Source organism: Nitrobacter sp. TKz-YC02 (assembly GCF_049852135.1).
In the GTDB taxonomy this organism is placed as follows: domain Bacteria; phylum Pseudomonadota; class Alphaproteobacteria; order Rhizobiales; family Xanthobacteraceae; genus Nitrobacter; species Nitrobacter vulgaris.
This window is the reverse complement of record NZ_CP180728.1, coordinates 2,621,785-2,640,285: the sequence shown is the minus strand read 5'-3', so window position 1 is coordinate 2,640,285 and position 18,501 is coordinate 2,621,785. Positions and strand designations below refer to the sequence as shown.

Here is an 18,501-nt window from a genome sequence, read left to right as displayed (position 1 = left end):
CACCAGATACCCTCGATAACTGCCGTGGCGCGGTCCCCGCGCTTTTTTCCGTCCTCCACAGGACCCTGCCGACCGCTCACGGTCGACCCCGACGATGATGTCCGCTTTCGGGCATGCCCTTTCGAACCGGGAATTGTCGGCTACTGACCGATTGTGTTGAAAAACTCCGGGTTGTGAACGGTCAGAAGCGCTGATTCACTCAGGCATCCAAGCCTGGGGCGAAGCCATGATGGGTGAACGGCGAATCGATCAAGCGGCGCTTTTCTATCTATTCTCGCTGGAGCGGCACGTGCCGGCGGACCACATGCTGCGGGCGATCGACCGGTTCGTCGATCTGCAGGGTGTGCGGGCGCACTTGGCAGCGTTCTACAGTTCGACGGGTCGCCCCTCGATTGATCCGGAGCTGCTAATCCGGATGCTGATTGTCGGCTACTGCTTCGGCATCAGATCGGAGCGGCGTTTGTGCGAGGAAGTCCACCTGAACCTCGCCTATCGTTGGTTCTGCCGATTAGGCCTCGATGGCGACGTGCCAGACCACTCAACCTTCTCCAAGAACAGGCACGGCCGCTTCCGTGACAGCGATGTGCTGCGACATGTGTTCGAGACCGTGGTGCGTCGCTGCATGACCGAGGGGTTGGTTGGCGGTGAGAGCTTCGCTGTCGATGCCAGTCTGATCAAGGCCGACGCCAACCGCCAAAGCGGGGTGCAGGGCGCCGAGGAGCTAGATCCAGTTCGATCTCGTCGCGCAGTTCGTGAGTATCTGGCGGTGCTAGATGACGCAGCCTTCGGTGCGGCGACGTCCGTCGCGCCGAAATATCTCGCGCCCGTCGATCCGGCCGCGCGGTGGACCGCGGCAAACGGCGGCCTCGCGTTCTTCGCCTACGCGACGAACTACCTGATCGACCTTGATCATGCCGTCATCGTTGAGGTGGAGGCATCCAGCGCCGTACGCCAGGCCGAGGTTACAGCCGCCAAGACCATGATCACGCGAGCCCACGATCGCTTCGATCTTCAGCCGGCGCGTCTCGCCGCCGATACGGGTTATGGCTCAGCCGAGATGCTCGATTGGCTGGTCAACGAAGAAGGTATCGAGCCGCACGTGCCGGTGTTCGACAAATCCCAACGCACCGACGGGACCTTCTCACGAGACGAATTTATTTACGACCATGAGCGCGACATCTATGTCTGTCCCGGCGGCAAGAACCTAACGACGAAGGGAACGCTGGTGAACGACGGCGCCACCTTGTTCTACCGCGCCAGCAAGGCTGACTGCTCCGCCTGTACTCTTAAATCTCGTTGCAGCCCTAACACCCCGATGCGGCGAGTGCCTCGCAGTATCCATGAGGGCGCAAGAGACTTCGCCCGCCACATCGCCAAGACCGCCGCTTATCTAACCTCGCGGCGACAGCGCAAGAAGGTTGAGATGTGCTTCGCCCACCTCAAACGCATCCTCAAGCTCGACCGACTGCGACTGCGCGGCCCATGTGGCGCACATGACGAGTTCCTGCTCGCCGCCACCGCTCAGAACTTGAGAAAACTGGCCAAGCTGATCCCCGCCACCGCACCGATCTTGGCCGCTTGATCGGTTACGACCGCCTTCAAACGCCACGGCTTGCCTCGACGTAAGATCACTCCAGACCGAAAGGCGACTTCTTCAACACAATCGACCCAAACCGGACATTTAAGTGGTATGATACGGCGGCTTTGACAGGTTACGAAGTAACCCGACGCTCTTACTGATCTTTGCAAATCTGATAACCTGCGGTGCAGTCGGGGAGGCTACGATGACTGAGTTACTGGTCGCAATGGGCCTAATCGCCGGAGTTGTCGCCGCTCACGAGGTTGGCTTTTGGCTGGGTTCACTTAGGCGCAACGCTGATGAGCCCTTTGATCGCCAAATAGCCCTGGTTCGGACATCCACGGCCGCTCTGGTTGCGTTCTTGGTCGGCTTTGCTTTTTCGGGGGCAGCATCGCGCTTTACAAATCGGGTCGATCTCATTGTGAAGGAAGCGAACGCGCTCGGAACTGCCTACTTGAGAGCCGACACCATAGCCGAGCCTCAGCGCGGCGAACTGAAGGCTGCACTAAAGGAGTATTCCGCCGACAGGGTTACACTCCTCAGTCGCGAAGGGCGCGACCAAATTGAGCCTTTGCTCGCCAAGGTAAGTGGCTTGCATGAACGAATGTGGAGGTCGGCGATCACTGCTGCTCAGGACAACGCGCCCCTGATGGCGGTGGTTCTGCCGCCGATCAACGAGGTCATTGATCTGCATTTGATGCACCTTACTATGGCGAGAAGACATCTGCCCATTCCGATCATGGCGGTGCTTTTGGGGACGGCGGCAATTAGTCTTGGCATCATAGGTTTCGGCAATGGTCGTATTGGCCGCCGATTTTCCGTGCTCGACGCCGTTTTTGGAGCCGTTCTTGCGGCAGCGCTGTGGATGACCATCGACATGGACTATCCGGGGGTCGGCATGATTACGGTGAGCAATCGCCCTGTCGTAGAAGCCTTGGCTGCAATGAAATAGGCGCGCCGGCATTGTCACGTTGTTGGGCTTGCCGGCGCTGATCTGCGGCCATAGGTGTCGATCATGAGCAAAATCAGCTACGCCGGATATCGCTTCCCACCCGTGATTATTCAGCAGTGTCCGGGATCAGCGCCTATGGCACAGAATTGAAGGTATGATTTAAGGAGAGTTCGGTTCTCGTCGATGACGAAGGAACGAACATGACTACGAAGTCTCGCAGCAGGAAAAGTTCTGCCGAACGGGTTGTCAAAGACATTCGCCGCGCCACCCGGCGCCATTTCTCGGCGGAAGATAAAATCCGGATTGTGCTTGATGGCTTGCGCGGTGAAGACAGCATCGCTGAACTGTGCCGCAAGGAAGGGATCGCTCAGAGCCTTTACTACGTCTGGTCGAAGGAGTTCATGGAGGCAGGCAAGCGGCGGCTGGCCGGTGATACGGCGCGAGCTGCGACAAGTGGTGAAGTGCAAGACCTTCGCCGTGAGGCGCATGCCCTGAAGGAGGTGGTTGCCGATCTGACGCTGGAGAACCGTCTGCTCAAAAAAAGCATGATCGCGGATGGGGGCGAAGGCGAATGAGATATCCCGCATCCGAAAAGCTTGAGATCATCAGGCTCGTCGAGCAATCGCATCTGCCGGCGAAGAAGACACTCGACAAACTGGGCATTGCACGTCGAAGCTTCTATCGCTGGTATGACCGTTACCTTGAGGGCGGGCCGGAAGCGTTGGAAGATCGTCCTTCCCGGCCAGGTCGCGTGTGGAACCGCATCGATGCCGATATCCAGGGTCAGATCATCGAGATGGCGCTGGAGCAATCCGAACTTTCATCGCGCGAACTGGCAGTGCGCTTTACCGATGAGAAGCGCTACTTCGTCTCCGAAGCCAGTGTCTATCGCCTGCTCAAGGCCCACGATCTCATCACCAGCCCAGCCTTCATTGTGGTCAAGGCGGCTGATGAGTTCAAAGACAAGACGACAGCACCCAACCAGATGTGGCAGACCGACTTCACCTACTTCAAGATCATCGGCTGGGGGTGGGTGTATCTGTCCACCGTACTCGATGACTTCTCTCGATATGTCATTGCCTGGAAGCTGTGCTCGACCATGCGCGCCGAGGACGTCACCGATACGCTCGAACTGGCCCTTGCAGCTTCAGGCTGCGACAACACCAAGGTGTTGCACAAGCCCAGACTGCTCAGCGACAATGGTCCCAGTTACATCGCCGCCGAGCTTGCCGAATGGATCGATGCCAACGGCATGAGCCATATCCGCGGCGCACCGCTGCATCCGCAAACCCAAGGCAAGATCGAGCGATGGCATCAAACCCTCAAGAACCGCATCCTGCTCGAGAACTACTTCCTGCCCGGCGATCTCGAGTGTCAGATCGAGGCATTCATCGAGCATTACAATCATCGCCGTTATCACGAGGGCATCGGCAACGTCACACCCGCCGACGTCTACTTCGGACGTGCACAATCCATCATCAAACAGCGTGAAAGGATCAAACGACAGACAATCAAATATCGGCGCTTGCTCCACCGCAAAATCGCCGCTTAACATCAACCAACAAATGAGGCCCGCTCTCCGCTAAATCTCGCCGCTCTTTGCGCCAAATGTTTTGATGACGGACAGTTTCTGTTTTGCTGTTAACTAGCACACTGATAGGTGCGGCCTCAGGCTTGCGCTTTAGTGTCTTCGTCTTTGTGCCCATCGCGTTGGTAATTGTCCCGGTTTCGGCCGCTGTTCTCCATATGTACGGTTTTGGATCCGGGAGTGGGATCGTTATCATAGCCGCGTGTCTGGTCGTGAACCAGGCAGCCTACGTGATCGGTCACATTTTTTATTTCGGCAGTGACCTACTTTCCGATGATGTAGCCAACAGCGATCCAAGCCCCAGCCGCGAGCAGGGTGTCCGCGGCGATAATGGCGATCATGGCAATTAGAAGCCATCCCCATCGGGTGCCTTCAAAGCCAGTTCGTATACCCGCAAAAGTTGGCAAGTTCTTACTGGCTTGGTCGATGGACATGAGAGCAATGGCCCTGAGGAGAGGGCGGCGGTAGAGGGCGGCCCGATCGGAGCGCTGGTAACTCAGTTCCCTTCTGTAAGTTCCTTAAATTAAATGAATTGAACCTAAAATGCGTCATTTCACGACTCACGTGGACGGAATTTTCATTTATTCATCCCGCGCCAGCTTCCGCTTTCCCCACTTACGTCCCTTCTTGCCCTGCGGGTTTCCGATCGGCGGCGACTGGTCACCGTAGACGGCCCGATAGAAGTTGATCCGCGCCATGAACACGAACGGGCCGCCGTGTTCCGCCGCCTCGTGCAACACCTTCGCGGCGCGCTGCCATGGCTCGGTGTTGCGAACCGTTTTGGGTCGCCTGATTGCATATTCCGCCGCCTCGCCAATGGTTCGTATCGTTGTGCCGTCTGGCATCGGGACAGGATCGTCGAAGCGACGGGACCAGTTCAAAAGACTGCCACCCTTCCTGTCGGCCGCTTAGCTGTCACTATGAGCCAGCGCATCAATACGTACGCATCGCATCGTACGCGTGAGCGATGAATACGACGGCGCTAACTAAAAGCAGTGCGGCGACTGAGGATTCCAGCATGACGCTTCCCTTGATCGTTTCGGGAAGACGTAGCAGTTCAACGTTTCAAACAGACTTCATGGGACCAGGAAATTGGTTTCATCGTCGGCAAAATGGCCCGCCGGACGGACATCCTATCGCTTGGATGCCTTTTCAGCGGTGGTTCTTCTTGCCTTCCGGGTTGCCAATCGGCGAGCACTATTTCGGCGGTTGGAGTTCAGGCGACCGCAACCAGCGTTCCATGTCAGCCGCGGTTTCAGCCTGAATCGCCTTGCTTTCGAGTTCTTCAGCTCAGCGCCCAATGGAAGCGTTTCAGCCTCCATAATACGCAGACGTTCCGCTTCATTGTGGCATCGTTCGAAGAAGGTCAGGTTTTGTTTGAAACGACGCCCGATCTGCATGCCGCGCTCCTTTCCGTTTGAGGAAGGCGGGAGCGCAAACCGGCGTTCTCATCACCGATAAAAGCCACGACCGGGCGGTGACGAAGGCTGAGGGCCAAGGCCTGTTTGTTCCAAAGATATCGCTGGGTGTACCGTTCTGCTCGAACAGTTTGCTCCTGAATCCACAAAAAGGCCCGCCGGACGGAGGGTCACAGCGGACCAATTTGGGTTCGGGCGTCACAGGGGCTGTGGAGCCCGTTCCGATGGTTCAATGCGGATGGAGAAAAAACGTTCCAACGAAAAGAGCCCGCCAGATATTCATTGGGCTGAGATCGAGCGCGCGGTTATCCCCGCGCTTGGGTTTGCGCAAATCTTGGGCGTGCTAGAATTGAAAGCGTATGGAGAAAATTAGGATGACGATTGCGCGTGTGCGCCTTACCAGTATGGTAGGATTATATGCGCCATCCTGACGAGCTTCATACCGAATACGAGCCGTACCCTTTGAGTTGGGGCGGCTCTAATTCGTTGTGCGCCAATTCCGCCTTCCCAGGCCATCCGCTCCGCTCAACGGATGTAAACTACACAGCGCGTAAACTGGCAGCGGCTCGTTGAAAACTGAATAGGGCAAAAAACAATATGCAAACAAAGTCTATTATTCAGACGAGTGCAAACGTCATTCAACCTCAAGAATGGGGATGTGTACAAGCGGATTGAACCGCCCCGGGTTTGCCGGAGGCTATTTCGTTTGAGTCACGCCGCCAGTTTCTGCTCATTGAGCATAGCGTAGTAACGTTCCTCAGCTTCGTCCGGCGGGATGTTGCCGATTGGCTCCAGCAGCCGGCGATTGTTGAACCAGTCGACCCAGGTCAGCGTTGCGAACTCGACGGCTTCGAAACTCCGCCAAGGTCCACGTCTGTGGATGACCTGAGCCTTGTAGAGCCCATTGATCGTTTCGGCGAGCGCATTGTCGTAGCTGTCGCCGACGCTGCCGACGGAAGGCTCGACGCCCGCCTCAGCAAGGCGCTCGGTGTATCGAATACTGACGTATTGCGAACCCCTGTCGGAATGGTGCACCAGGCCACCACGTGCTGGTCGCCGTTCGTGAAGCGCTTGTTCCAGCGCGTCGAGCACGAAGCTTGCATGCGCCGTTCGGGAGACGCGCCAGCCGACGATGCGACGAGCGTAGGCGTCGATCACAAAAGCGACGTAGATGAACCCGCTCCAAGTACTCACATAGGTGAAGTCGGAGAGCCAGAGCATATTGGGCGCCGGCGCATGGAATTGGCGGTTCACATGGTCCTGCGGGCAAGCCGCGGCCTTGTCCTGCATCGTTGTGCGGACTGGTTTGCCGCGGATCACGCCCTGGAGGCCGAGGTCGGCCATCAGGCGCTCGACCGTACAACGCGCGACAGCGACGCCTTCGCGGTTGAGCTGCCGCCAGACCTTCCGTGCGCCGTAGACTTCGAAGTTCTCGGCGAAGACACGTTCGATCTCCGGCTTCAACACCAAATCCCGGTGCGCCCGAACCGATAACTTCGAAGGATCAACCCTCTTGGCGACGTGGTCATGGTAGGTCGAGGGGGCAATCGGCAGAACCTTGCAGATCGGCTCGACCCCATAGACCTCGCGATGATCGTCAATAAACGCGATCATGTCTTTGACCGGCGGTCGAGCTCCGCCTGGGCAAAATACGCGGATGCCTTGCGCAGGATCTCATTGGCTTGCCGGAGTTCACGGTTCTCGCGCTCCAAAGACTTCATCTTGGCGGTCATGTCCGTCGATGCGCCAGGACGCTTGCCGGTGTCGACCTCCGACTTCTTCACCCAGTCGTTCAATGTCTGGCCTGCGCAGCCGATCTTCGCGGCAACCGAGGTAATCGCAGCCCATCGCGACTGATGCTCGTGCTCGTGATCAAGGACCAGTCGGACAGCGCGGTTGCGGACCTCAGGCGGAAACTTGTTAGTCGTCTTACTCATGGTGGCTCCATCCTCTCAAGAGTTGGAGCCTCCGGCAAACCCAGGGCGGTTCAGAGCAGACAGCGACAACGCGCTTATATCGGTCAATGTCCACGCCCTTGCAGCTAACCGGCCTGTCAGCAATGAAGCGAGCTAGCTCGTTCGCAGCCTTCGCACCGCAGCGATATTGTAGGCTATCGTCTCCACGACAGAGGTGATCGGACTCGGGCGCGTCCACGTCTGATAGACGAATGCGCTGCCCGTGAATTTCGAGCGTGTCGCCGTCAACAACGGAAGCCTGTCCTGTGATTGTACCCGCGAGTGCAGGCGAGGAAACGAGTGTGACAAGTGCTGCGATCAAGAGACGGTTAAATCTTGAGATCGGGATCGCCAGCATGAGGTCTTCCTTATCCGATCTTCGCGCCGATGGTAGACTTTTGGCATCAAGCGATTCTGGATGGGGTCAGCATAAACTCATGTCGACGAAGCATCCAACCTGATCCCTCGCGCCGCGCCGAAGATGCGTGCGCACTCTATACAAATGTCGTAGATCGGTCATACTTTGAGCTTGGCTTGAACGGAGGGTGCCGTGATGAACGAACACGACCGCGCCAATAAGTTGATGATCTTGACCATGACCGTTGTCTGTTTGCTTGTCGCGGGCAGCGTGGGTTTGGTTTGGAGCAGCGGCAACGCGCTTCCGTCGAAACCGATAGCAGAAGCTCCGAAGGCGAAGGCACAAGTCGCGTCTCCCCAAGTAGATGCGGTCGCCATGCTTGATGAGCGCTTGGTAGAGGTCGAATCCAAGATGAAGGTTCCCCCAGCATTCGACACCTCTCAGCTCAAAGCACAACTTAAGGGTCTGGGGTCCCAGCTCGCGGCAATACAAACGCAGTTGGGAACTTTCAAGGGGGCGGATTTCGACGCTTTCAAGACAAAGATAGACAGCGTCGTAACGGCAAATTCTGAGTCGGTCAAAACGACGATAGACGCTCTTCAGACGGACGTTGGAAATCTGAACAAACGCTTTGATCAGCTTTCGCAGCAGGCGCCTTCCGTCACAGCGCCGGATGATGTCAAACACAGATCGCAGAAGCCGCAGCACTCAAAGTCGAAATAGAGAAATTACCGCGCAGATTGGTGAAGCGCGGCAGGCGAATTGCACAAGGCTTGGCCTTTTGATTTCGTCGTTCGGATATCATTTGCGAATAGGCTCGACTATTCCGAATGGTGGAATGTCCCGTCGCTTTGAATGCGCTCGTCGGTCGCAAACGGAATGGAATGGTGCGGATTCCATGAGTCGAACATGGACCTGCGTCGTAAAACGCGTCGCTCTGCCGCTGAGCTAAATCCGCATAAAACGAAGCCGCCGAGCGGAATATGATCGATCAACGACTTCGCCGGGGATAGACCCGGACGTAGGGCAATGTCCGGTGTTGGGAAGCTAGCGCGGACTTCGGCAAACGCAACAAAACTCGCTTATTAAGCTTGATAGGCGCGTTCCGGGTTAATTCTGGAACCCTTCGCGGTACAATCCATCACCGAGTGAACGTGGTTGCTACCGGTCCATCCGTAGACTATGTGCGGTGGGAGCCTAGTCGTGGCTAAGCCACAAAGCGCTCACGGCAAACTTTTGAAACGACGAGTCTGCCGCCGACTCCTGCTACTGCGCCTGCCAGCTTGATCGCGACATCATGCGCGGTCCCGTGCCTGTAATTCACGAAATGCTGCAGGTACTCAAAACAGCATAGAGCGCCTGCAAGCAGAATTAAGACGACCAAGAGTCGACGAGGATAGGCAAGAGAGAAGGCAAACCCGAGCACAGCGAGTGCCAGTAGTCGCTCAGCATTTGGGTACCCGAACGTTGGACGCAAGCCGAGCGGCCCAACCGTAAAAATGAAGAGGGCGAGTAAGAGTATCCAAGCCGTTGCTTTCAATGCTTGCGCCACTATTGAGTGCTCAACGACACACCGATGGTATGCGCCTTCGCTGCCGTTGCGCCTGGTGTTCGTTTCAACATTCCTGCAATCTTCGCTACGCCTACCTTTTGCTTCGCGAGCGCCTTGAGAGTGCGAACGTCGTCTTTCGTCCACTCGCGACGAACAGCTTATTTTTCTTTGGCAAATCTTCGATCCTTCAATCACAAAACGCGCGGTTTAGCAGATCGCGCGTTTTGCGCAAGGCAATGACAGCGCAGCGCTGCGCGATCCGGCAAGGCCATGCGCTTCGCCAACGGGCGTTTTCACGGAGATCAAGAGACGGCGCTTAGTCCGGAGATCGCTTTCCATTTGCCGTCACGGACCGGCATGACTTGGGCCTGGGGCGCGAGAATGGGATTTTTCTTGCTCGCTGTGAGCACGGAGTTACGCGCATGCCCACCGTTGCCTTCAGTCGAAGGTCTGCATTTCTGCGGAAATCGCACGCGCGTTGCTTGGTTTGACCGGCTGCGCCGCCGCGACCATTGCGTCGTATTCCGGTAGGGTATCAAGCGTGCCTTTAGCGCGGACGTGGACAACCTTGTAGCCATTCGCCTTGAGCTGGGCTAGCAGTTCCGGCACCGCAAGGGCGGTCCACTTATGCAGATCGTGCATTAAGATAATGCCCTTGCCATTCTTTTTGAGCTTAGCCATCGTCGAACCCACCAACACGTCAGGCTTCTTGATTTTGAAGTCTTCCGAGTCGATATCAATCGAGAACGCCGCGACATTGCGCTGGACAAGATATGCCTTGAGATTGCGGGTTTGCCGCAATTGCGGATAGCGGAAAAACGGCGCGATCGGTGTACCGGCCATCATCGCCACAGCGCTCATGCCTTTCTCGACTTCATCCTGGGCTTCTTGCGGCGATTTATGAGCAAGATTTTGGTGCGACCAAGTGTGTGAGCCCACCGTGTGGCCCGCCGCGACCACCTGTTTCAGCACTTCAGGGTACCAGGTGGCGTGCTTGCCGATCGAGAAGAAGGTGGCCCGCAAGCACTCAGCCTTCAAAGCCGCCAGCACCATCGGTGTCGTCACCGGCCAGGGACCGTCATCGAAAGTCAACACTACCTCGCCAGGTTGTAGGAAGTCGTAATCGCGATACTGTGACATACCAAAGCCAGGTCCGCCCATGGTGTCGATCTGCACCGTGCGCGACACGCCTAATGCATTCGGGTTGTTGCAGGTGGGCTTGGCGACGGCCACTCGTTTTTCGGGTTCCGGAGCTGCCTCGGCTTCCAGCGCGACGAGTTTCGGTGCAGCTTCGGCGACTGCAGTCTGGCGTTCCACGCCCGGTTTGGGCCAACGCGCATCAATTGAGCCGGTGGTTAGTTCTGACTTCGCAGTGGGTGCTGGTTCGACGGCGGTTGAACCGAGAAAATGTTTTGCCGCGACCGCGATGATGCTGCCACTTGCCACGGCCATAGCCCCAGCCGCGACGATAAAAACAGGAAACCGACGCATAGTGACTCCACTGCGCAAAGTAGGATTGCTTTGTTAAGATATGTCCGCGCGTCACCATCCAGTGAAATAGTTAATCGAGTGTATGCACGAACTGACGTCGGATTTTCTTGCTTTGGGGCTGGTGGTCTGCGGTTCTATGCTATCCTTCGGTGCTGGCGACGAGGGGCCGAAGCCTCGCGGAGCAGTCGAAAGCACAAGCGCGAATGCGGCGATACGAAGTGCTGAGCGAATGGCACGGTCTGATGGACATATCGGTGCGGTGGCATTTAGCCGTACAGGCGATCCTGCCGGCGGTGAGTTTGCAGATGCCGTTTTTCTGAAAGCGTTTGGCGAGGTGCCGAGTGATTTGAGCGCGCTGTAATCGAAATTATGGGTTCGCGACGAATCTATTTTCTTGAAGTTCCGCAGCTTCAGCCGGATAATTGATCAAGGTCCTTGGCTATCAGCAATCCGAGGAGGACGATCATGGCAATCCAGATCGTGATGGACCGTACCGGCGACAGCCGGAACTTTTTCAATGCGAATGACGCACAGGAACTGGCGAAGGCGGAGCAGCGATTTTGCGAGCTGACGAAGGTCGGCTTCACCGCCGCGGTCCGGACTGGTGCGGGGCAGGTCTCGCAAATCCGATCGTTTGACCCAGACGCGGAAGAAACCGTGTTCTTCCCCAGGCTGGTCGGCGGCTAGAAACGATCAGCGCCATGTCGCGACTTCCACCATGCGAACGCTCGCGTATAAGAGCCGTAAGGGCGCTTTTCATCAGACTTGGGGCCGAGCGAACTGCGGAGGGCCGGTCTTTGCGGCTTCTGCGGGAGTGGCTGTCACCGGTGCAACGGATGCAGTTCGCGGAAAAGGAATACTTCGAAGTCGTCGGTGGCGACACGGGCAGGCGCTATAGGATTTATCCCGGCACCATGTTGAACGTCTGCGAGGTCGACGAAACAGGCCACCCGAGGTTAGGGCTGTGTTTTCGAACAATGGGTGAGCTGCCGATCGGAGACGTGATGCTTGCCCAGAAGATCGCGTTGGAAAACTGCGAGAGTGGCGTTCTCGCGGTGGCCAGAAGTTTCGTTCCCGGCATTTTCATGTTTCGGCGAGGCAGGTTGCTCGGCTGAGCAGTCTGATTTTAATTTTCGCATCTGCGCCGAGCGCGTAGCCGTTCACGGGCAGCGCCTATGTCAAAGGAGAAGCCACAATGAATCAGCATACTCTTCTCAACATTGTTGCGACAACGGCTATCGGACTCACAACGCTGGCCGGCAGCGCCGTTGGCCAAGAGACAGGCGAGCACAAGTTGTTTGCGCCCCAGGACATCGTGTGGGGACCAGCGCCATCATCCCTCCCGCAGGGTGCGCAGGCGGCAGTGCTGTATGGCGACCCGGGCAAGGAAGGCCTGTTTGCCCTTCGGCTGAAGGTGCCGAAGGGCTATCACATTGCACCACACACCCATCCTAAGCCAGAGATCGTCACTGTGCTCTCGGGAACAGCGCGGCTGGGAATGGGAACGACAGACGATCACGACAAAGCTCAGGTTCTTCCCGCAGGTAGTTTCTTTGCGATGTCCGCTGGTTCGGTGCACTCTTTCTTCGCCGACGGCGACACGATTATTCAGCTCAATAGCTCCGGTCCATGGGGCATCAACTACATCAATCCTAAAGACGATCCGCGTCCGAAGATGTAATGGCGAGATCAACGTCGAAGGTTTGGCCACCCGGAGGGTAGATAACGTCATTCATGCCGATGTTGGCCGCGCTTCACGCTTGCTTCCTGACGAAGTGGATCGTCATAGCAAAAGCCATTCGGACGGGCGGCCGCGAATAGTCTTGAAGTCGTCAAGAGCGAGTTTAGGGCCGCGTAGGGCGTTTCTATAGGGCTGTGGGCCAAAGAACGCGCGGTTGTCCGGAACCCCTCCCGTCTCACTCAGTTACTTACAGTAAACGGGCCTGAGATCGCCATCACCATGACCCTATTCCTGAGCAACGTTTTGATTCCGATCGCGGTGGCTGCGGTCGCTGCCGTACTGCTGATGGGTCTGATCAACATGATGCGCGGCGGTAGTCCCAACCTATCGCAAAAGCTTATGCGAATGCGGGTCCTCCTTCAGTTCATTGCGATTGTCATCACAATGACGGCGGTCTGGATGGTGGGACAGCCATAATTCGCGCGCAGGGGCAAACGCGTCGCGCGTCACTATCGCGCGATATCTACCGATGTTGTGGTCGAACATCCATTTGCAAGTGTCTGCGCCGCGTATGGGTCAGAGCAATTCGGCGGTTGCGGGGCTCACGTTTTGGAGACTGGCGTAGGTCCCGATCCGATGCAGATCTCGCAATTCTCTCGCTAACTGGCGAAGATCGTTTCTCGCTGCGCCCACCGGAAGCTTGCGCGCTCGGCGAAGGGCATCGGCAGCATGCAGAATGATCGGGGACTTGGATGCGCCGCTCATCTCGGCTGCGCTTGCTCCTTCTTGGAACGTGATGTTCATATCGTGCTTGTTCGCCAACTGTTTCATGTACGCTGTTTCCAGTGATTGAGACTGTCGGATGAATTGTTCTGATCGGGATGCTGTTCAATTTGCCGAGGTCAGAGCGGCGGTGCTGGTGCTTCCGATGCCGCGTCTTAACGAAGCTTTCCTTAAAACGACGCCTCGGTAAACTCTGTCCGTCATCAAAACATTTGGCGCAAAGAGCGGCGAGATTTAGCGGAGAGCGGGCCTCATTTGTTGGTTGATGTTAAGCGGCGATTTTGCGGTGGAGCAAGCGCCGATATTTGATTGTCTGTCGTTTGATCCTTTCACGCTGTTTGATGATGGATTGTGCACGTCCGAAGTAGACGTCGGCGGGTGTGACGTTGCCGATGCCCTCGTGATAACGGCGATGATTGTAATGCTCGATGAATGCCTCGATCTGACACTCGAGATCGCCGGGCAGGAAGTAGTTCTCGAGCAGGATGCGGTTCTTGAGGGTTTGATGCCATCGCTCGATCTTGCCTTGGGTTTGCGGATGCAGCGGTGCGCCGCGGATATGGCTCATGCCGTTGGCATCGATCCATTCGGCAAGCTCGGCGGCGATGTAACTGGGACCATTGTCGCTGAGCAGTCTGGGCTTGTGCAACACCTTGGTGTTGTCGCAGCCTGAAGCTGCAAGGGCCAGTTCGAGCGTATCGGTGACGTCCTCGGCGCGCATGGTCGAGCACAGCTTCCAGGCAATGACATATCGAGAGAAGTCATCGAGTACGGTGGACAGATACACCCACCCCCAGCCGATGATCTTGAAGTAGGTGAAGTCGGTCTGCCACATCTGGTTGGGTGCTGTCGTCTTGTCTTTGAACTCATCAGCCGCCTTGACCACAATGAAGGCTGGGCTGGTGATGAGATCGTGGGCCTTGAGCAGGCGATAGACACTGGCTTCGGAGACGAAGTAGCGCTTCTCATCGGTAAAGCGCACTGCCAGTTCGCGCGATGAAAGTTCGGATTGCTCCAGCGCCATCTCGATGATCTGACCCTGGATATCGGCATCGATGCGGTTCCACACGCGACCTGGCCGGGAAGGACGATCTTCCAACGCTTCCGGCCCGCCCTCAAGGTAACGGTCATACCAGCGATAGAAGCTTCGACGTGCAATGCCCAGTTTGTCGAGTGTCTTCTTCGCCGGCAGATGCGATTGCTCGACGAGCCTGATGATCTCAAGCTTTTCGGATGCGGGATATCTCATTCGCCTTCGCCCCCATCCGCGATCATGCTTTTTTTGAGCAGACGGTTCTCCAGCGTCAGATCGGCAACCACCTCCTTCAGGGCATGCGCCTCACGGCGAAGGTCTTGCACTTCACCACTTGTCGCAGCTCGCGCCGTATCACCGGCCAGCCGCCGCTTGCCTGCCTCCATGAACTCCTTCGACCAGACGTAGTAAAGGCTCTGAGCGATCCCTTCCTTGCGGCACAGTTCAGCGATGCTGTCTTCACCGCGCAAGCCATCAAGCACAATCCGGATTTTATCTTCCGCCGAGAAATGGCGCCGGGTGGCGCGGCGAATGTCTTTGACAACCCGTTCGGCAGAACTTTTCCTGCTGCGAGACTTCGTAGTCATGTTCGTTCCTTCGTCATCGACGAGAACCGAACTCTCCTTAAATCATACCTTCAATTCTGTGCCATAGGCGCTGATCCCGGACAGTCCGATGAAATCGTAGCGATGAATGGACGGCAAATTGCGAGCGCGTTCATAAGAAATTCGCTTTACGTCCCTGAGATTACCTTCCAGATACGCGTTGGCAACGCGTTCGATTCCCGCAGTTATAGCGGTATCGGCCGGCCCGCCATTAGGTGGATTGTATTTTAAGCCGCCGTCCTCAGGCGGATTGTGTGACGGCGTAATCACAACCCCATCGGCTAAGCCGTTCTCGCGGCCTTTATTATAGGTGAGGATCGCATGGGAGATAACTGGCGTCGGTGTATATCCGCCGTGCTCGTCGACCATGACGTTGATGCCGTTTGCCGCGAATACTTCCAGCGCGCTGATTAATGCAGGCTCGGCCAGTGCGTGGGTATCGATCCCAATGAACAGCGGACCCGTGATCCCAGAGCTTATCCGGTAATCACATATGGCCTGACTGATCGCCAAAATGTGCCGTTCATTGAAAGCGCAGTTGAACGCCGACCCGCGGTGCCCGGACGTGCCGAAGGCAACACGCTGCGCCGCTACTGCCGGATCGGGCTTGCCCGCGAAATAAGCCGTCACCAACCTCGGCACGTTGACGAGCATCGCCGATTCAACCGTCTTGCCAGCGAGTGGGCTTACTTCCGCAGCCATGTGGCCTCCACTAAAATACAACGCTCCGCCGCATCTGCGTCATCAGGCAGAGGCGAAATGCGATCTTCTGAATTTATGGCCGCTATGGGCAGATCATCCTTTGCAAAAACGGCAAGTGGTATAGCCGCTATATCCATCCACGAGCCCTACACCAATCTCTGATTCCTAGCATCAATAGCTCCTTTTTCGGAGTGGGTCTGTGCTGTATCCCGCACGAGAAAGCTGTGCACTTTTCCCGAGACACTATGGACCCGTGTTAGGATGTAGGCAGCCAGTTCGATTCGTCGGTTTTGGAATCGTGCGGTGCAGTTGCTTTTGAGTATCTCCACTCCGCAGTACGCCTTCACAACCGAGGAGCGTCGCCAATGTGGCAATCAAAGCACCAACCACGCATCAAGAAGACATGCGACTTCTGCAATCGGTCCGCCTTCGGCCTCATGCGCCGGCACAGCGGGGGCAAGACGTTCTGCTCCCCGCACTGCGAGGCGTCGTTCACTAACTGCCGGATGATCGAAGGGCCGGAGTTCGTCCTCGGGCCGCACGGCGACCTCATCGCCGCGCTTCGCTACCCGTGAAAACCCAGCCTTGTCGGATTTCCCTTCGTCCCGGCAAGCCAACTGCTCCGGCTTCACAGGCGGGAGACTTTTTGCACGTGATATACTTAGGGAGTTACCAGCTAGCTTTGCGGCTATTGGCGGCTTCCTACCCGCAAAGCGGGGAGCTACCAGCCTGTCCTTATCGTAAACCTAATCCGGCTGGCAGTTGATTGAGAATCGGGCGATGCTGTTGTGTGATGAGGGACCTTTGCAGGCTCATTGGTTGGATGGTCGTCGATCTGATCCGGTCGCGGATAGTGCTCGAGGCAGAGATTTGGGTGCTACGGCAGCAAATCAGCATTCTGCGGCGAACGGCTCCAACGAAACACGCCTTCAGCGCCATCGATCGGTTGATATTCGTTGGTCTCTATCGGCTGTTCCCTAAAGTTCGCGACGCGTTGGCAATTGTGAAACCGGACACCATTGTCCGCTGGCATCGCGCCGGGTTCAGATCGTACTGGCGCTGAAAATCGCGCCCCCGCGGCGGCCGGCCGACGGTGCCGCTGGAAATACGCGAGCTGATCCGCGAGATGAGCATTGCCAATCCGCTGTGGGGAGCGCCACGGATTCATGGCGAACTGCTCAAGCTTGGCATCGAGATCGGCTAGACCAGCGTCGCCAAGTATATGGCGCGGAGAAGGCCCCTCCGTCACAGGGATGGAAGACGTTCCTTCGCAATCATGCCGACGGCATCGTGGCGATGGATTTGTTTGTCGTTCCGACAATCTCGTTCCGACTGCTCCATGGGTTGCTGATCATGGGCCACGGCCGGCGGCAGATCCTGTGGTTTGGGGTGACCGCGCATCCGACGGCCGAATGGATCGCCAATCAGCTCACTCAAGCTTGCGGCTGGGAGCAAATCCCTCGTTACCTGGTCCGGGATCGAGACGGCGCATACGGCGAAATATTCGTCCGCCGCGTTCGGTCCATCGGCATTCGAGATCGCCCGACGTCTCCTCGCTCACCCTGGCAGAACGCATATGCCGAACGGCTGATCGGATCGATCCGCAGGGAATGCGTTGATCATATCGTGGTATTCAGCGAACGCCATCTGCGTCACGTGCTGCTCTCGTACATGAGCTACTACAATGGCACGCGCCCCCATTTGTCATTGAACAAGGACGCGCCGATGTCACGCGCCGCCGAGACAGCCGGACGCATTCTCTGCCGTCCGATTCTGGGCGGACTGCACCATCAATATGCCCGGATTTGATTTGCGATAAGGACAGCCGTGACACGGCGGGTGGTTCCACCTTCCCGGATGGTCACCATTCGGCCTAGCACGCTCTGATAGGGAGCTTCCCGATAACGGCCGCGGGGACACCGGCGCAGACGGTCCGGGCCTATCCTGGATCGAGCATTGTTCGACGCGGTTCAGCACAAGCTCACCGAGCAATGGACCACCCGATCCAGGCTACGGAATGCCAGCGACCATTTGCTGACCGGGCTGTTGTTCGACGATGTGGGCAATCGCATGGTGCCAACGCCGCCACTACAACACCTTCAACGTCCAGCGTCACCTCATCTCAGCGAAGACGCGCTGCACTCGTACATGAGCTACTACAACGGCACGCGCACCCATTTGTCATTGAACAAGGACGCGCCTATATCACGTGCCGTCGAGACAGCCGGACGCATTCTCTGTCGACCGATTCTGGGTGGACTACACCATCAATATGTTCGGATTTAATTTGCGGTAGGCACAGGCACTAAAATTCATTCTCTCTTCGTCTAAAGCGGGAGGAGTAGCCCCTTGTCCAAGAAACTCACCCTTCAGGATCGTCTTTCGGCGTGGGCCGACGATCTTCGAGAGCAGGCAGAGACGCTGGCGCCAGGGCCGGAAAAAGACGCTTTGCTCCAGAAAATCGCACAAGCCGAGAAAGCTTCAGAACTCAATGACTGGATCAACTCGCCGGAGCTTCAACCGCCGAAATGATCGTTGCGGCTCTCACAGGACCGTTAGTTCGCGCTCTCGCGCCCTGTGTGTACCGAAAACTTAAACACGGGCGTAGTGGTGGTGAAGTCCGCCCAGGACGGCACGTGATTTGATGCTTCCGGTTCGCTGAATTTGGCGAGAGATCGGTGCATCTTTGTCCAATGACCGCTGCGTCCTGATGTCATTGTAATAGCGCGCGTACGATTGCAGTATCTGGCGCAGATGCAGCTCGCCCAAGACAATGATGTGGTCTAATAGCAAGGCCGCTGACC

21 protein-coding genes, 1 tRNA gene, 1 pseudogene and 1 other annotated feature are annotated in these 18,501 nt (G+C 56.9%); of the genes and pseudogenes, 14 read left to right on the top strand and 9 right to left on the bottom strand.

The features are described from left to right. Positions 1-226: 226 nt before the first annotated feature. The 3 genes from ACM561_RS12545 (at position 227) to ACM561_RS12535 (ending at position 4,083) form a co-directional block, all read left to right on the top strand. A complete protein-coding gene (locus ACM561_RS12545) occupies positions 227-1,582 on the top strand; it encodes a transposase (protein ID WP_425905026.1) in 1,356 nt (451 codons plus the stop codon). A 223-nt stretch (positions 1,583-1,805) separates the two neighbouring features. Beyond that, on the top strand, positions 1,806-2,531 hold the full coding sequence (locus ACM561_RS12540; protein WP_425905442.1) for a hypothetical protein: 726 nt from the start codon (positions 1,806-1,808) through the stop codon (positions 2,529-2,531). A 200-nt stretch (positions 2,532-2,731) separates the two neighbouring features. Then, a protein-coding gene (locus ACM561_RS12535; protein ID WP_425905397.1) for an IS3 family transposase occupies positions 2,732-4,083 on the top strand; the annotation gives its coding sequence in 2 pieces (ribosomal slippage) (positions 2,732-3,068 and positions 3,068-4,083; 1,353 coding nt in all). A 299-nt stretch (positions 4,084-4,382) separates the two neighbouring features. Here ACM561_RS12535 and ACM561_RS12530 read toward each other — a convergent pair. The 4 genes from ACM561_RS12530 to ACM561_RS12515 form a co-directional block, all read right to left on the bottom strand. Then, positions 4,383-4,553 (bottom strand): hypothetical protein, encoded by a 171-nt coding sequence (locus tag ACM561_RS12530; RefSeq protein WP_425905440.1) that lies wholly within the window; start codon positions 4,551-4,553, stop codon positions 4,383-4,385. A gap of 147 nt (positions 4,554-4,700) precedes the next feature. Then, the gene (locus ACM561_RS12525) at positions 4,701-4,964 is read right to left on the bottom strand and encodes a hypothetical protein (protein ID WP_425905439.1); all 264 of its coding nucleotides are present in this window, start codon (positions 4,962-4,964) and stop codon (positions 4,701-4,703) included. A 1,284-nt stretch (positions 4,965-6,248) separates the two neighbouring features. Further along, a protein-coding gene (locus tag ACM561_RS12520) for an IS3 family transposase (protein WP_425905437.1) occupies positions 6,249-7,474 on the bottom strand; the annotation gives its coding sequence in 2 pieces (ribosomal slippage) (positions 6,249-7,186 and positions 7,186-7,474; 1,227 coding nt in all). After that, positions 7,077-7,193: a sequence feature (AL1L pseudoknot), on the bottom strand. (Overlaps the previous gene by 117 nt.) Beyond that, positions 7,467-7,850: a thermonuclease family protein gene (locus ACM561_RS12515; protein ID WP_425905436.1), complete on the bottom strand. Its 384-nt coding sequence runs from the start codon at positions 7,848-7,850 to the stop codon at positions 7,467-7,469. Before ACM561_RS12515 ends, ACM561_RS12520 begins: the two co-directional genes overlap by 8 nt. A 195-nt stretch (positions 7,851-8,045) precedes the next feature. Between ACM561_RS12515 and ACM561_RS12510 the strand changes: the two genes are divergently transcribed. Next, positions 8,046-8,573 (top strand): hypothetical protein, encoded by a 528-nt coding sequence (locus ACM561_RS12510; RefSeq protein ID WP_425905435.1) that lies wholly within the window; start codon positions 8,046-8,048, stop codon positions 8,571-8,573. Positions 8,574-8,735: 162 nt separating this feature from the next. Here ACM561_RS12510 and ACM561_RS12505 read toward each other — a convergent pair. The 3 genes from ACM561_RS12505 to ACM561_RS12495 all read right to left on the bottom strand — a co-directional run bounded on the left by ACM561_RS12505 (position 8,736) and on the right by ACM561_RS12495 (position 10,893). Further along, a tRNA-OTHER gene (locus ACM561_RS12505) sits at positions 8,736-8,808 on the bottom strand. Positions 8,809-9,057: 249 nt separating this feature from the next. Further along, a complete protein-coding gene (locus ACM561_RS12500; protein ID WP_425905434.1) occupies positions 9,058-9,402 on the bottom strand; it encodes a VanZ family protein in 345 nt (114 codons plus the stop codon). Positions 9,403-9,840: 438 nt separating this feature from the next. Then, complete coding sequence (locus ACM561_RS12495; protein WP_425905433.1) at positions 9,841-10,893, bottom strand: polysaccharide deacetylase family protein; 1,053 nt, start codon at positions 10,891-10,893, stop codon at positions 9,841-9,843. A gap of 229 nt (positions 10,894-11,122) precedes the next feature. Here ACM561_RS12495 and ACM561_RS12490 point away from each other — a divergent pair, with 229 nt between their 5' ends. The 5 genes from ACM561_RS12490 (at position 11,123) to ACM561_RS12470 (ending at position 13,051) form a co-directional block, all read left to right on the top strand. Next, positions 11,123-11,254, top strand: coding sequence for a hypothetical protein (locus tag ACM561_RS12490; protein WP_425905432.1), 132 nt, complete (start codon positions 11,123-11,125; stop codon positions 11,252-11,254). A gap of 104 nt (positions 11,255-11,358) precedes the next feature. Further along, positions 11,359-11,580 carry a hypothetical protein gene (locus tag ACM561_RS12485; RefSeq protein ID WP_079445982.1) on the top strand — a complete coding sequence of 74 codons (222 nt, stop codon included), beginning with the start codon at positions 11,359-11,361 and terminating at the stop codon, positions 11,578-11,580. Between the two features lie 110 nt (positions 11,581-11,690). Further along, complete coding sequence (locus tag ACM561_RS12480) at positions 11,691-12,008, top strand: hypothetical protein (protein WP_425905431.1); 318 nt, start codon at positions 11,691-11,693, stop codon at positions 12,006-12,008. An 80-nt stretch (positions 12,009-12,088) separates the two neighbouring features. Further along, entirely contained in the window at positions 12,089-12,574 is a 486-nt protein-coding gene (locus tag ACM561_RS12475) for a cupin domain-containing protein (protein ID WP_425905430.1), read from the top strand. A 279-nt stretch (positions 12,575-12,853) separates the two neighbouring features. After that, on the top strand, positions 12,854-13,051 hold the full coding sequence (locus ACM561_RS12470; RefSeq protein ID WP_425905429.1) for a twin transmembrane helix small protein: 198 nt from the start codon (positions 12,854-12,856) through the stop codon (positions 13,049-13,051). Positions 13,052-13,625: 574 nt separating this feature from the next. On the opposite strand, the gene ACM561_RS12465 is transcribed toward ACM561_RS12470, so the two are convergent. Further along, positions 13,626-14,977, bottom strand: a protein-coding gene (locus ACM561_RS12465; protein WP_425905397.1) for an IS3 family transposase whose coding sequence is annotated in 2 segments (ribosomal slippage) — positions 13,626-14,641 and positions 14,641-14,977 — 1,353 coding nt in all. Because the reading frame shifts where the segments join, the coding sequence is not laid out codon by codon here. A gap of 87 nt (positions 14,978-15,064) precedes the next feature. Then, positions 15,065-15,697: pseudogene (locus tag ACM561_RS12460) on the bottom strand (phosphoglucomutase, alpha-D-glucose phosphate-specific); the annotation flags it as partial. 365 nt (positions 15,698-16,062) lie between these two features. Here ACM561_RS12460 and ACM561_RS12455 point away from each other — a divergent pair. From ACM561_RS12455 to ACM561_RS12435, 5 genes are all read left to right on the top strand, one after another. Next, a complete protein-coding gene (locus tag ACM561_RS12455) occupies positions 16,063-16,272 on the top strand; it encodes a hypothetical protein (protein ID WP_425905428.1) in 210 nt (69 codons plus the stop codon). 248 nt (positions 16,273-16,520) lie between these two features. Continuing rightward, positions 16,521-16,760: a hypothetical protein gene (locus tag ACM561_RS12450; RefSeq protein ID WP_425905426.1), complete on the top strand. Its 240-nt coding sequence runs from the start codon at positions 16,521-16,523 to the stop codon at positions 16,758-16,760. Between the two features lie 233 nt (positions 16,761-16,993). After that, positions 16,994-17,506: an integrase core domain-containing protein gene (locus ACM561_RS12445; protein ID WP_425905425.1), complete on the top strand. Its 513-nt coding sequence runs from the start codon at positions 16,994-16,996 to the stop codon at positions 17,504-17,506. 147 nt (positions 17,507-17,653) lie between these two features. Continuing rightward, a complete protein-coding gene (locus ACM561_RS12440) occupies positions 17,654-17,983 on the top strand; it encodes a hypothetical protein (RefSeq protein WP_425905424.1) in 330 nt (109 codons plus the stop codon). Positions 17,984-18,046: 63 nt separating this feature from the next. Beyond that, the gene (locus tag ACM561_RS12435; protein WP_425905423.1) at positions 18,047-18,229 is read left to right on the top strand and encodes a hypothetical protein; all 183 of its coding nucleotides are present in this window, start codon (positions 18,047-18,049) and stop codon (positions 18,227-18,229) included. Positions 18,230-18,501: the final 272 nt, after the last annotated feature.

Coding starts and splice junctions, on each gene's coding strand:
- ACM561_RS12545 (WP_425905026.1), top strand. CDS start 227: ATGATGGGTGAACGGCGAATCGATCAAGCGGCGCTTTTCTATCTATTC.
- ACM561_RS12540 (WP_425905442.1), top strand. CDS start 1,806: ATGGGCCTAATCGCCGGAGTTGTCGCCGCTCACGAGGTTGGCTTTTGG.
- ACM561_RS12530 (WP_425905440.1), bottom strand. CDS start 4,553: ATGTCCATCGACCAAGCCAGTAAGAACTTGCCAACTTTTGCGGGTATA.
- ACM561_RS12525 (WP_425905439.1), bottom strand. CDS start 4,964: ATGCCAGACGGCACAACGATACGAACCATTGGCGAGGCGGCGGAATAT.
- ACM561_RS12515 (WP_425905436.1), bottom strand. CDS start 7,850: ATGCTGGCGATCCCGATCTCAAGATTTAACCGTCTCTTGATCGCAGCA.
- ACM561_RS12510 (WP_425905435.1), top strand. CDS start 8,046: ATGAACGAACACGACCGCGCCAATAAGTTGATGATCTTGACCATGACC.
- ACM561_RS12495 (WP_425905433.1), bottom strand. CDS start 10,893: ATGCGTCGGTTTCCTGTTTTTATCGTCGCGGCTGGGGCTATGGCCGTG.
- ACM561_RS12490 (WP_425905432.1), top strand. CDS start 11,123: ATGGCACGGTCTGATGGACATATCGGTGCGGTGGCATTTAGCCGTACA.
- ACM561_RS12485 (WP_079445982.1), top strand. CDS start 11,359: ATGGCAATCCAGATCGTGATGGACCGTACCGGCGACAGCCGGAACTTT.
- ACM561_RS12475 (WP_425905430.1), top strand. CDS start 12,089: ATGAATCAGCATACTCTTCTCAACATTGTTGCGACAACGGCTATCGGA.
- ACM561_RS12470 (WP_425905429.1), top strand. CDS start 12,854: ATGACCCTATTCCTGAGCAACGTTTTGATTCCGATCGCGGTGGCTGCG.
- ACM561_RS12455 (WP_425905428.1), top strand. CDS start 16,063: ATGTGGCAATCAAAGCACCAACCACGCATCAAGAAGACATGCGACTTC.
- ACM561_RS12450 (WP_425905426.1), top strand. CDS start 16,521: ATGGTCGTCGATCTGATCCGGTCGCGGATAGTGCTCGAGGCAGAGATT.
- ACM561_RS12445 (WP_425905425.1), top strand. CDS start 16,994: ATGGATTTGTTTGTCGTTCCGACAATCTCGTTCCGACTGCTCCATGGG.